Annotated in this window: 9 protein-coding genes, 2 tRNA genes and 3 rRNA genes; 5 read left to right on the top strand and 9 right to left on the bottom strand. The window is 41.2% G+C overall.

Annotation, left to right across the window (positions count from 1 at the left end; translation table 11 throughout):
* Positions 1–16 precede the first annotated feature (16 nt).
* Both J655_RS16075 and J655_RS16070 read left to right on the top strand, forming a co-directional pair.
* Positions 17–511: a DUF4442 domain-containing protein gene (locus J655_RS16075; protein WP_014207651.1), complete on the top strand. Its 495-nt coding sequence runs from the start codon at positions 17–19 to the stop codon at positions 509–511.
* Positions 512–587: 76 nt separating this feature from the next.
* The gene (locus tag J655_RS16070; RefSeq protein WP_032007401.1) at positions 588–1,094 is read left to right on the top strand and encodes an ester cyclase; all 507 of its coding nucleotides are present in this window, start codon (positions 588–590) and stop codon (positions 1,092–1,094) included.
* Between the two features lie 70 nt (positions 1,095–1,164).
* Here the strand turns inward: J655_RS16070 and J655_RS16065 are convergent, their stop codons facing one another.
* From J655_RS16065 to J655_RS16055, 3 genes are read right to left on the bottom strand one after another with little or no spacing between them, the layout of a single operon-like run.
* A complete protein-coding gene (locus tag J655_RS16065) occupies positions 1,165–1,527 on the bottom strand; it encodes an acyl-CoA thioesterase (protein ID WP_050675388.1) in 363 nt (120 codons plus the stop codon).
* A 55-nt stretch (positions 1,528–1,582) separates the two neighbouring features.
* Entirely contained in the window at positions 1,583–2,020 is a 438-nt protein-coding gene (trxC, locus tag J655_RS16060) for a thioredoxin TrxC (protein WP_005050212.1), read from the bottom strand.
* Positions 2,021–2,917, bottom strand: a complete 897-nt coding sequence (locus J655_RS16055) for an alpha/beta hydrolase (RefSeq protein WP_005064153.1) — start codon at positions 2,915–2,917, stop codon at positions 2,021–2,023.
* Positions 2,918–3,109: 192 nt separating this feature from the next.
* Between J655_RS16055 and J655_RS16050 the strand changes: the two genes are divergently transcribed.
* From J655_RS16050 to J655_RS16040, 3 genes are all read left to right on the top strand, one after another.
* On the top strand, positions 3,110–3,445 hold the full coding sequence (locus tag J655_RS16050; RefSeq protein ID WP_002116083.1) for a TIGR01244 family sulfur transferase: 336 nt from the start codon (positions 3,110–3,112) through the stop codon (positions 3,443–3,445).
* A 365-nt stretch (positions 3,446–3,810) separates the two neighbouring features.
* A complete protein-coding gene (locus J655_RS16045; protein WP_017482215.1) occupies positions 3,811–5,007 on the top strand; it encodes a hypothetical protein in 1,197 nt (398 codons plus the stop codon).
* 82 nt (positions 5,008–5,089) lie between these two features.
* Complete coding sequence (locus tag J655_RS16040; protein WP_017482216.1) at positions 5,090–6,463, top strand: dihydrolipoyl dehydrogenase; 1,374 nt, start codon at positions 5,090–5,092, stop codon at positions 6,461–6,463.
* Between the two features lie 61 nt (positions 6,464–6,524).
* Here J655_RS16040 and J655_RS25760 read toward each other — a convergent pair whose 3' ends face one another.
* From J655_RS25760 to J655_RS16010, 6 genes are all read right to left on the bottom strand, one after another.
* Positions 6,525–7,055, bottom strand: coding sequence for an NMCC_0638 family (lipo)protein (locus J655_RS25760; protein ID WP_017482217.1), 531 nt, complete (start codon positions 7,053–7,055; stop codon positions 6,525–6,527).
* A 134-nt stretch (positions 7,056–7,189) separates the two neighbouring features.
* A 5S ribosomal RNA gene (rrf, locus tag J655_RS16030) occupies positions 7,190–7,304 on the bottom strand.
* Positions 7,305–7,490: 186 nt separating this feature from the next.
* Positions 7,491–10,381, bottom strand: a 23S ribosomal RNA gene (locus J655_RS16025).
* A gap of 352 nt (positions 10,382–10,733) precedes the next feature.
* Positions 10,734–10,809, bottom strand: a tRNA-Ala gene (locus J655_RS16020).
* 55 nt (positions 10,810–10,864) lie between these two features.
* Positions 10,865–10,941: transfer RNA gene (locus J655_RS16015), tRNA-Ile, on the bottom strand.
* Between the two features lie 59 nt (positions 10,942–11,000).
* Positions 11,001–12,538, bottom strand: a 16S ribosomal RNA gene (locus J655_RS16010).
* Together the 16S, 23S and 5S rRNA genes with 2 tRNA genes alongside form the textbook arrangement of a ribosomal RNA operon.
* Positions 12,539–12,705: the final 167 nt, after the last annotated feature.

Below are 12,705 nucleotides of genomic sequence, written 5' to 3'. Positions count from 1 at the left end.
AAGCTAAGGTAATCCCATGTCTCAATCCAACCGTCTATCAAAACTGGTAAAAGCAACTTCAAAATTCCCTAAAGGCATTCGGAGCACGCTTTGGAGCAAGGCGTTTGGTCGTATCGTACCAATGGTGGGTACAGCAAATATCCGCTATCTGGAAGTAGACTCAAACCACGTTACTGTCCGTTTAGATAACCAAAAAAATATGCAGAATCATATTAAAGGCGTCCACGCTGCGGCTATGGCTCTTTTAGCAGAAACTGCAACAGGTTTTCTAACCGGTTTACATATTCCCGATAATCGAATTTTATTAATCAAATCATTACATGTAGATTATTTAAAAGTGGTTGAAGGCGGTTTGACTGCTACAGCAACATTGTCTGTTGAACAACAAAAGTTTATTGCAGATAATGAGAAAGGCGAACTTGTGATTCCTGTTACTGTGATTGATGATGCAGGCAATGAACCAATTCAATGCCAAATGCTCTGGGCATGGTTACCTAAACGTAAGAAATAATAACTAATCTAAAGTATTTTTAGACGGTTATTTACCTCAAGATATAAAACTAATATTTTGTATCTTGAGGTTAAAAATGAAAAAAATATTAATTCTTTCCTCTTTATTTACCAGTTTAATATTTACAACTGTAAGTTCTCACGCGACTGAACCCAGCATTAAAACCAGTAAAGTAACTTCAGCTAAATCAGAAGCTATTGATAAAGTAAGTGCTCAAAACAAAAGAATAGTGACCGACTTTTATGAAGGTGTGTTTTTAAAACATAAAGTCAAAGAATATGCAGACCGCTATATTGGTCAACAATACATTCAGCACAATCCTAATGTGCCAGATGGTAAAGCACCTTTCGTTAATTTCTTCACTGAAAAATTCCAAAAGAATCCTCAAGCTAAAAATGAGATTAAACGTGCGATTGCTGAAGGTAATCTTGTCGTTTTACATGTTCATTCCACTGAAAACGAAAAAGATCGAGGAAGAGCGATTGTTGATATATTCCGTGTTGAAAATGGAAAAATCGTAGAGCATTGGGATGTGATACAAAATATTCCTGAGCAAAGCAAAAATACAAATACGATGTTTTAATTTCTAAAAACTCATTTTTCTTTTGAATAAAGATTAAAGCCTGAATACGGATATTCAGGCTTTCTGATTCTTATTGAGTTTCCAAAAACTTTTGTCTCGCTTCTTCAGGTATTTGACGCTTATTACCTTTTACATCTACTGCTACAAAGGTAAAGACTCCTTCAGTAATGCGTATTGGTTCACGAGAGTCATCATGACTATCCCAAACTTCAATTTGCATCTGAATAGAAGTATTTCCAACTTTTAAGATCTTGGTATAGCAGCTAATGACAAAGCCAACTTTTACCGGAACCAAAAAGGTCATTTGATTAATAGAAATCGTAGCACAGCGACCACGACTGAAACGTTCTGCGTGAATTGCTCCAGCTAAGTCCATTTGTGACACAATCCATCCACCAAATACATCACCACTCCAGTTTGTATCTGCTGGCATGGCAATCGTTTGTAAGGATAAAATTCCTTCTGGTTTGGTATAAGCTTCTGACCCCTTAGCTCCCGAAATTCGTTTGAAGTTGTTGATCGAGCCACTGTTGCAATTCAGGCGCACGTAATGCACCGCTAATACGCGCGACCTCTGTCGTTTTATTCATTAAGACAAGTGTCGGAATACTTCTCACATGAAAAGCTTGGCTCAAGCGAGGAGATTCTTCGGTATTAATCTTGGCAAAGATAACGCCTGGATTTTGTTTTGCGACCTGCGCAAAATGTGGAGCCATCATTTTACAAGGTCCGCACCATTCTGCCCATAAGTCTATAAGAATAGGTAAATCACTATTCGTGATGTAGTTACTAAAATTTTGCTCATTTAGCTCAATAGGTGCAAGCGGTAGTAATGGCTGATGACATTGCCCACAGCTTGGTTGCTCTGGAAGTTTTTCTTCCGGAACTCGGTTTTTAGCACCACACGATGCACATACAATAATCATTTACATCACTCCTATATGCTGATGTAAAAATTCTAATTGGGTTGTCACTGCTTTTTCAAACCATGAACCGTGATAGATATCAAAATGTTTCATATCCCATTCATGATAACTCACAAAAGGCGCAATATTTGTCGCAGCTTCACGGCTTGACTCAATAGGAATAAGCGAATCTTTTTGAGCAGCAATAAATAAAACAGGAATATTAATCTGGCGCACAACTTGGATTGGACGGTATCGCATCAGATTAAAAAAGACACGAGCAGGAACTTCCCCACTCCAATAATAATCAGGATTTACAATCGATAAATAGCCGTAATAACTATCAGCCGTAGGCATAAAGCATAGGTTATGTTGATCAACAACAGGTAATCTCTTTGGATTAAGCCCCATCTTTGATCCCATATAATCCTGACTCGATAGCTTTAATGCTTGGGGATAGCGCTGCAAAGGATAGAGCTTGGCAGTTTCAGCGCCATCTACATAAGGAATTTGTACTAAAACCGCTTGAATATTCTTTAACTCAGAAGCCAGGCTTAGTGCATATCCCCCACTTAAAGAAGTTCCCCAAAGCACAATCCTTCGGTTATCTACGAGTTTACAAGTCGAAGCATACTGAATCACTGTCTTCCAATCTTCTAATTGTGAATTGATGGAGACCATTTCTCTAGGCTTGCCAGTACTGCCACCCCAATATCTGTAATCAAATAAAATAACAGCGTAACCTGCTTGAGCAAATCGCTGGGCATACTGAATAAGTTTAAATTGACGCAATCCGGCAAAACCATGCGCCATGATAATTACCGCAGATTTATTATTTGTTTTTGGAATATAAAAGTCAGCTGCGATCATTTCCTGATCACATGGAACATATAAAGGCTCAACCGTATAAGCGTGCATATGTGCTCCGTGGCATTATGGTCGAAGTAATGAATTTACAAAAAACATCCTGATCGCCTTTTAAAAATCTAGAGCTGTTCTATGACATAAGTTTTATCTATGTAGGAACAACGTTTTAGTGTCTTGTATCTCAGGTTAAGCTTAATGCTATGATACAGCATAAGAGGTTTTGTTAAATTTTGGAGTGACGAAATGTCAGATAATGTTGGTTTCGCAGGTCAAATTGGTCCAGAACACGTTGGCCAAGTTGTAGAAAAAGGATTTAAATCTATTATTAATAACCGACCAGATATGGAAGGCGGCCCAGAACAACCTACAAGCGCTCAGATTGAAGAAGCAGCACGTCAAGTAGGCTTAGACTATGTTTATCAACCTGTTGTAGCTGGACAGATTACTGAGCTAGATGTACGTACTTTTGCTAATCATTATAATGAATTGCCAAAACCTGTACTCATGTTCTGCCGTACAGGAAACCGTTCAAATAATCTATATCAATTAGCAAAACAAATGGATTTATTAGACGACTAAGTTTAAGAAATTGGCACTCTTTAAAACCCTATTTTCTTTTTTAAAGTAGGGTTTTTTGATAAATTATTTTGCATATCTCTGCACGAACTCAACAGAACTAAAAATAATATTAATTTAGAGTATTTATATCTTTTGATTCATTTATTAATTTTCTATGAATAAATTTATTTTCATTCTTTTAAGCTGTTTAATCATTAGCGCATGCTCCTCAATGCAGGTAAAACCTACTGTCGGAGTAACGATGGGTACACGCATTTAATCAGTTACTCTGCCTATAAATATCATGAGCAACCTCATGAAATATATGTTATTTTATAAATCTAAAAAATTATTTTAAATAACTTATCATTTTAATGGGGATAATCATGAAACTTACTCAAGGAGTATGTGGAGTTACTTTGGCTGCTTTTTTGACAGCTTGTGGTGGGGGGGGCAATGATGGCTACTATAATCAAAATTCAAATTCTGGTTCTACAACAACACCAACCACTCCATCACCAGATCAGGAGTTAGCAACCTTAGTTTTAAATAATGTAAAACAAGAAGGTAAATATCTATTTGGTGCCTATGATCTTAATGATGAAAAGCTATCAAAAGGTTATATTGATCATGCACTAGATACCTTCGCTCAAGGACCACTTAAGTTAACCTTAGACATTCGAAAAGTAGATCTAACTAAGTACTCCGATCACTATCGAGATAAATGTTTTATCAAGAGTACTACAGACTACCGCGCCTGCTATGTATTTAAAGGGGAAGAAATAAAAACTTTACTCACTGGATATAATGATTGGGATTTTGATATTACAGCAGATGATTTAAAAAATATTAAACTGGCAAACGACAATATATCTCCGAACTTACAGGACTATCAATCAAATACCAGAATTTATATTTTTGAAAATGAAAATAATGATAAAAACTTTCAAGATGTAACTATTACAGGTGCGTTTGCTTATCCTTTCCAACAGTCATGGGGACTTGAACAAACCAAGCAAAAAAGATTCGTATTAATTAATGCTGCCACAAGTGATTATAAAATTACGACAACCGCTCTAGTTCAAGATCCAGAGACTGGCCAACCAACTGAAAAAGAAGTAACCACGGGTGCAATGAGTGTCTATAAAGATAATACATCAATTGATGGTGATCTCTGTGTAGTTCAAGGTGGTTCTGGTTTCAACGTACTCATTAATGACAATCCTAATGTCCCTTTTGCAGAGCCAATTTCATTTGTTGTGAACTCAACTCCTGGTAATACGAACAATGCGACGTATAAAGTAATGGCTAATAATCACCAAATATTGAGCCTACCAAGTATTACTAGCCTTGAAGGAAGCCGAGTTGAAAATGAATCACCAACAACGAATGCACAGAAATTTAATGGTAGTATTTATTTAGAAGGACAAAATATTTTTACTTTCAAACAAAGCTTGAATGGAACTACATTAGACTTTAAGCATGTTATTAATGGGATAAGCATTGAAGGTCAATCTATTAATCAAAATGGGACTGTTTCAACAACCCTAAAAACACCTTTTATGCAAAAATTTACATTTTAAAGCTAAATAATTAGGACGAAACCCTCTGTTTAAGAGGGTTTTTCTATATATTCTAAATATCTATTAAAATAGCTTAATGACAATGTTCGATATTATTATCATTGGCGCAGGTACTGCTGGTATTAGCGCATACAAAGAAGCCGTTAAACATACCAACAATATTTTAATTATAAATGATGGACCATGGGATACTACTTGTGCCCGGGTAGGCTGTATGCCAAGTAAAGTTCTCATCTCTACAGCAAACCGTATGTTTGACATTCAAAATGCTCAAGAGGTTGCTTTAGATGTATCTGCAAATATTAATACTGATCAAGTAATGCAGCATGTACAAACTTTACGTGACAGATTTACACAAGCAACTTTAAAAGATGTAGATCAATGGCCGACTGAGCATAAAATTTCTGGCAAAGCACATTTTATTGATGCACAAACTGTAGAAGTTAACGGAAAACATTACAAATCAAAAAGTTTTATTCTGGCGGTTGGTTCAACCCCTAATTATGATCAAACTTGGAAGCAAGAATTAGGAAACCGGCTTATAACAACAGACCAAATATTTGAGTTAAAAACACTTCCTAAATCTATTGCTGTAATTGGTAGCGGTGTAATCGCTCTTGAGATCGCACAAGCTATGCATCGCCTAGGTGTAGAAACAACTATCTTCGCTCGCAGTAAACGAATTGGAATTCTAACTAGTTCTAGACTTCAACAGCTTGCTCAAAAAGAGCTAGGAAAAGAATTAACAATTCTATTCGAGACTTTACCGAGTGAAGTTAAATGCAGTCAGGAAAACGCTGTATTAACTTACCAGCTTGATGAAACAGAGAAAACTCTCGAAGTTGAATATGTTTTAGCTGCAACCGGCCGTACAAGTTTAATTGATACTTTAAAACTAGAAAATATCGATAATTCATTCAAAGATATTAAGTTATTACCTGTAAATGCTAAAACTAAGCAGCTAGATACATATCCAATTTTTGTTGTCGGTGACGCTTACACCTCAACGCCACTACAACATGAAGCAGCACATGAAGGTAAAAAAGTTGTTTATAACTGTTTAAATTATCCACAGGTAAACTCAGTTAAGACGCTTACTCCATTAGGAATTGTCTTTAGTCATCCTGAAATGGCGATCGTAGGTCAAAGTTATAAGCAATTAAAAGATGAAAGTATAGATTTTATTACAGGCGAAGCCTCCTATGAACGACAAGGAAGAGCTATAGTTCTTGGAAAAAATAAAGGTGCTATTGAAGTTTATATTGAACGGGAAAGCCAAATGCTTCTCGGTGCTGAGCTATTTACAGAAGCAACTGAACATATGGCTCATTTATTAAGCTGGATAATCAGTGAAGAATTAACGCTAAATGATATTCTAGAGAAACCCTTTTATCACCCGACTTTAGAAGAAGGTCTTCGAACTGCTCTAAAGCATGCGCGTAGACAACTGAAATAATCAATTTTAGAAGAGCCCTTTATTAATTAAATTGGCTCTTCTCTACTTCCACTTGCTTTCATTAATTCATTTGATGGGAAATAACCGCAACTAATGAAGCATTCTTTTCAGATGAACTAGTATATATCCATGTCTCTAAAGGCTTCCCATTTTTAGAAATAATATAATTTGTCGTGGTCAAATTCTTACCTTTAAATACTTCTTTTTTGTAAGTTAGGCCCGTAGATTCTGGAGGTAACCAGCTTTCTAAATTCTTCTGAATTTCAGTTGAATTTCCTTTATTTATAAATAATGAACATACGCCATTATCGAGTTGAGTAATAACAAATTTTCCTTCAGAGGAACTTATCATCCATGCATGACCATTATAATCTTTTAAAAAATGTGCAGCATATTCATCAGGCATTTGGATAAATCCCATATTTTTTGCTTGTTTATTTATTAATTCAGGGTTTCCTCTAGAACTTACACAAATATTTAAAAAGGCTTTTGTACTATACAAACTTTTCACAGTTTCATTAGCATATATAGAACTACAACTGAGTATTGTAAACAATATGAAGGAAAATATTTTAAATTCTGAAAATTTCATGATTAATACTCTTATTATCATTTTAAATAATGTGATTTATATCATAATTCATTCTAAAGTTACTCGGGGATTTAGTTTTTTTATCACAATAAAAAACACCCCCATTCATTAGAACGGGGGTGTTTAGAATAATGAGCTGGCGATGACTTACTCTCACATGGGTAACCCCACACTACCATCAGCGCTAAGAGGTTTCACTTCTGAGTTCGGGAAGGGATCAGGTGGTTCACTCTTGCTATGGTCGCCAGCACAACTGGTATGGATACTTGCTTCGTTTTATTCACTGTGTGATACGTTGCGTTTTCCAAATCTTTACAGATGGGCTGATTGGTCTGATTTTTCGTTGTTCATTTTAGCTAGTAGTATAACTAAATCAAGTTGCTTTGCATGTTTATGAATCGATTGATGCTTCATATACAACTGCTTGGGTGTTGTATAGTCAAGCCTCACGAGCAATTAGTATTGGTCAGCTTCACATATCACTATGCTTCCACATCCAACCTATCAACGTCCTAGTCTCGAACGGCTCTTTAGAGGAATAAATTCCTAGGGAAATCTTATCTTGAGGTAGGCTTCCCGCTTAGATGCTTTCAGCGGTTATCCCTTCCGAACATAGCTACCCGGCGATGCGACTGGCGTCACAACCGGTACACCAGAGGTTCGTCCACTCTGGTCCTCTCGTACTAGGAGCAGATCCTCTCAAATTTCCAGCGCCCACGGTAGATAGGGACCGAACTGTCTCACGACGTTCTAAACCCAGCTCGCGTACCTCTTTAAATGGCGAACAGCCATACCCTTGGGACCTGCTTCAGCCCCAGGATGAGATGAGCCGACATCGAGGTGCCAAACACCGCCGTCGATATGAACTCTTGGGCGGTATCAGCCTGTTATCCCCAGAGTACCTTTTATCCGTTGAGCGATGGCCCTTCCATACAGAACCACCGGATCACTAAGACCTACTTTCGTACCTGCTCGACTTGTGGGTCTCGCAGTTAAGCGCGCTTTTGCCTTTATACTCTACGCGTGATTTCCGACCACGCTGAGCGCACCTTCGTACTCCTCCGTTACTCTTTAGGAGGAGACCGCCCCAGTCAAACTACCCACCAGACACGGTCCTCGTCCCGGATAACGGGACAGAGTTAGAACCTCAACATTACCAGGGTGGTATTTCAAGGACGGCTCCATTGGAACTAGCGTTCCAACTTCAAAGCCTCCCACCTATCCTACACAAGTAAGGTCAAAGTTCAGTGTCAAGCTGCAGTAAAGGTTCACGGGGTCTTTCCGTCTAGCCGCGGGTACACTGCATCTTCACAGCGATTTCGATTTCACTGAGCCTCTGCTGGAGACAGCGCCGCCATCATTATGCCATTCGTGCAGGTCGGAACTTACCCGACAAGGAATTTCGCTACCTTAGGACCGTTATAGTTACGGCCGCCGTTTACTGGGGCTTCGATCAAGAGCTTCGCTTACGCTAACCCCATCAATTAACCTTCCAGCACCGGGCAGGCATCACACCCTATACGTCCACTTTCGTGTTTGCAGAGTGCTATGTTTTTAATAAACAGTTGCAGCGGCCTGGTTTCTGCGGCTGTCGTCAGCTCAGGAAGCAAGTTCCATCACCAACAACAGCGTACCTTCTCCCGAAGTTACGGTACCATTTTGCCTAGTTCCTTCAGCAGAGTTCTCTCAAGCGCCTTGGTCTACTCGACCTGACCACCTGTGTCGGTTTCGGGTACGATTCCTGTGTAACTGAAGCTTAGAGACTTTTCCTGGAAGCATGGTATCAGCCACTTCACTGTACAAGTACAGCTTGCTATCGGATCTCAGTATAGAGTACCCCGGATTTGCCTAAGATACATACCTACATCCTTCCACCTGGACAACCAACGCCAGGCTGACTTAACCTTCTCCGTCCTCTCATCGCATTACACAGAAGTATTGGAATATTAACCAATTTCCCATCGACTACGCCTTTCGGCCTCGCCTTAGGGGTCGACTCACCCAGCCCCGATTAACGTTGGACTGGAACCCTTGGTCTTTCGGCGAACGGGTTTTTCACCCGTTTTGTCGTTACTCACGTCAGCATTCGCACTTCTGATACCTCCAGCATACTTCTCAATACACCTTCATCGGCTTACAGAACGCTCCCCTACCACTTGACTAATGTCAAATCCGCAGCTTCGGCACATAGTTTTAGCCCCGTTACATCTTCCGCGCAGGCCGACTCGACTAGTGAGCTATTACGCTTTCTTTAAAGGGTGGCTGCTTCTAAGCCAACCTCCTAGCTGTCTATGCCTTCCCACATCGTTTCCCACTTAACTATGATTTTGGGGCCTTAGCTGGCGGTCTGGATTGTTTTCCTCTTGACTACGGACGTTAGCACCCGCAGTCTGTCTCCCGGATAGTACTCATAGGTATTCGGAGTTTGCATCGGTTTGGTAAGTCGGGATGACCCCCTAGCCGAAACAGTGCTCTACCCCCTATGGTATTCGTCCGAGGCGCTACCTAAATAGCTTTCGGGGAGAACCAGCTATCACCAGGCTTGATTAGCCTTTCACCCCTATCCACAAGTCATCCCCTGGCTTTTCAACGACAGTGGGTTCGGTCCTCCAGTTAGTGTTACCCAACCTTCAACCTGCTCATGGATAGATCGCCTGGTTTCGGGTCTATACCCAGCAACTAAACGCCCTATTAAGACTCGATTTCTCTACGGCTCCCCTATACGGTTAACCTCGCTACTGAATATAAGTCGCTGACCCATTATACAAAAGGTACGCAGTCACACCACGAAGGTGCTCCCACTGCTTGTATGCATGCGGTTTCAGGATCTATTTCACTCCCCTCACAGGGGTTCTTTTCGCCTTTCCCTCACGGTACTGGTTCACTATCGGTCAGTCAGGAGTATTTAGCCTTGGAGGATGGTCCCCCCATATTCAGACAAGGTTTCACGTGCCTCGCCCTACTCGTCATCATTATGTGTGCCCTTTCGTGTACGGGAATATCACCCTCTACGTTCGCACTTCCCAGAGCGTTCCACTAAAACACACATAACTTAATGGGCTGATCCCCGTTCGCTCGCCGCTACTGAGGGAATCTCAATTGATTTCTTTTCCTAAGGGTACTGAGATGTTTCACTTCCCCTCGTTCGCCTTGCAACACTATGTATTCATGTTGCAATACCTACCTTAAAGTAGGTGGGTTCCCCCATTCAGAAATCTCCGGATCAAAGGATATTTGCCGCCTCCCCGGAGCTTTTCGCAGGCTATCACGTCTTTCATCGCCTCTGACTGCCAAGGCATCCACCACATGCACTTAATTACTTGACTATACAACCCCAAACAGTCGTCAACACCTACAAGTGAGTGTTGTCCGTGCGATTCTTCATCGCTACTATCTGTTGTTTGTGTACTTAAACACTGTACAGCTTCAATCTAAATTCATATACCAAAACGCTTGATTCAGTTAATTTGCTAGTTCTCAATTCATCTAGATTAATTGCTTAATCTAAACTCTTGAGTGAACAATTTATTTCAGACTCAATTTTGCCAATCTGTTAATGAATAAACACGCCTTCGTCAGGTCATGCTTAATACCGTGATACTTAAATCACAGAAGTTAATAAACCAAGACCGAAATCTCTATTTACTAATTTCTGTAATCCGAACTTCTCTTAAGTTCTGGTGGAGACTAGGAGAGTCGAACTCCTGACCTCCTGCGTGCAAAGCAGGCGCTCTACCAACTAAGCTAAGTCCCCAGCTTACATCATCAGTCATGTATCTTTTATCTATAACTTCAACCAGTCAAAGTCATGGTGGGTCTGACAAGACTTGAACTTGTGACCCCACGCTTATCAAGCGTGTGCTCTAACCAACTGAGCTACAGACCCTCAGATACATCTATGAAGAACAACTTGTTGTGGATTCTTACCAATCGTCAATCTTTCGTTAAGGAGGTGATCCAGCCGCAGGTTCCCCTACGGCTACCTTGTTACGACTTCACCCCAGTCATCGGCCACACCGTGGTAACCGCCCTCTTTGCAGTTAGGCTAGCTACTTCTGGTGCAACAAACTCCCATGGTGTGACGGGCGGTGTGTACAAGGCCCGGGAACGTATTCACCGCGGCATTCTGATCCGCGATTACTAGCGATTCCGACTTCATGGAGTCGAGTTGCAGACTCCAATCCGGACTACGATCGGCTTTTTGAGATTAGCATCCTATCGCTAGGTAGCAACCCTTTGTACCGACCATTGTAGCACGTGTGTAGCCCTGGCCGTAAGGGCCATGATGACTTGACGTCGTCCCCGCCTTCCTCCAGTTTGTCACTGGCAGTATCCTTAAAGTTCCCGACATTACTCGCTGGCAAATAAGGAAAAGGGTTGCGCTCGTTGCGGGACTTAACCCAACATCTCACGACACGAGCTGACGACAGCCATGCAGCACCTGTATGTAAGTTCCCGAAGGCACCAATCCATCTCTGGAAAGTTCTTACTATGTCAAGGCCAGGTAAGGTTCTTCGCGTTGCATCGAATTAAACCACATGCTCCACCGCTTGTGCGGGCCCCCGTCAATTCATTTGAGTTTTAGTCTTGCGACCGTACTCCCCAGGCGGTCTACTTATCGCGTTAGCTGCGCCACTAAAGCCTCAAAGGCCCCAACGGCTAGTAGACATCGTTTACGGCATGGACTACCAGGGTATCTAATCCTGTTTGCTCCCCATGCTTTCGCACCTCAGCGTCAGTGTTAGGCCAGATGGCTGCCTTCGCCATCGGTATTCCTCCAGATCTCTACGCATTTCACCGCTACACCTGGAATTCTACCATCCTCTCCCACACTCTAGCTAACCAGTATCGAATGCAATTCCCAAGTTAAGCTCGGGGATTTCACATTTGACTTAATTAGCCGCCTACGCGCGCTTTACGCCCAGTAAATCCGATTAACGCTTGCACCCTCTGTATTACCGCGGCTGCTGGCACAGAGTTAGCCGGTGCTTATTCTGCGAGTAACGTCCACTATCTCTAGGTATTAACTAAAGTAGCCTCCTCCTCGCTTAAAGTGCTTTACAACCATAAGGCCTTCTTCACACACGCGGCATGGCTGGATCAGGCTTGCGCCCATTGTCCAATATTCCCCACTGCTGCCTCCCGTAGGAGTCTGGGCCGTGTCTCAGTCCCAGTGTGGCGGATCATCCTCTCAGACCCGCTACAGATCGTCGCCTTGGTAGGCCTTTACCCCACCAACTAGCTAATCCGACTTAGGCTCATCTATTAGCGCAAGGTCCGAAGATCCCCTGCTTTCTCCCGTAGGACGTATGCGGTATTAGCATTCCTTTCGAAATGTTGTCCCCCACTAATAGGCAGATTCCTAAGCATTACTCACCCGTCCGCCGCTAAGATCAGTAGCAAGCTACCTCTCTCCGCTCGACTTGCATGTGTTAAGCCTGCCGCCAGCGTTCAATCTGAGCCATGATCAAACTCTTCAGTTAAAATCATTTTGTACCTTATTTAAAGACAAGGTACCAATTCTGGCTCATCAATTACTGACTTAAATTTCGCTCAAATAAACTTCGAGTAATTTAAACCAATCAATCAATGAAAATTATTTCGATTAATCAACCAGTAAAAATCCACACAAGTTGTTCTTCAATTCTCT

The organism is Acinetobacter sp. 1294243 (assembly GCF_000588015.1).
Taxonomy (GTDB): domain Bacteria; phylum Pseudomonadota; class Gammaproteobacteria; order Pseudomonadales; family Moraxellaceae; genus Acinetobacter; species Acinetobacter pittii.
The sequence above is the reverse complement of the archived record's forward strand: the minus strand, read 5'-3'. Positions and strand labels throughout refer to the sequence as shown.

Excerpts from the sequence above, each read along its gene's own strand:
- J655_RS16075 (WP_014207651.1), top strand. The coding sequence starts at position 17 with ATGTCTCAATCCAACCGTCTATCAAAACTGGTAAAAGCAACTTCAAAA.
- J655_RS16070 (WP_032007401.1), top strand. The coding sequence starts at position 588 with ATGAAAAAAATATTAATTCTTTCCTCTTTATTTACCAGTTTAATATTT.
- J655_RS16065 (WP_050675388.1), bottom strand. The coding sequence starts at position 1,527 with ATGCCAGCAGATACAAACTGGAGTGGTGATGTATTTGGTGGATGGATT.
- trxC (WP_005050212.1), bottom strand. The coding sequence starts at position 2,020 with ATGATTATTGTATGTGCATCGTGTGGTGCTAAAAACCGAGTTCCGGAA.
- J655_RS16055 (WP_005064153.1), bottom strand. The coding sequence starts at position 2,917 with ATGCACGCTTATACGGTTGAGCCTTTATATGTTCCATGTGATCAGGAA.
- J655_RS16050 (WP_002116083.1), top strand. The coding sequence starts at position 3,110 with ATGTCAGATAATGTTGGTTTCGCAGGTCAAATTGGTCCAGAACACGTT.
- J655_RS16045 (WP_017482215.1), top strand. The coding sequence starts at position 3,811 with ATGAAACTTACTCAAGGAGTATGTGGAGTTACTTTGGCTGCTTTTTTG.
- J655_RS16040 (WP_017482216.1), top strand. The coding sequence starts at position 5,090 with ATGTTCGATATTATTATCATTGGCGCAGGTACTGCTGGTATTAGCGCA.
- J655_RS25760 (WP_017482217.1), bottom strand. The coding sequence starts at position 7,055 with ATGAAATTTTCAGAATTTAAAATATTTTCCTTCATATTGTTTACAATA.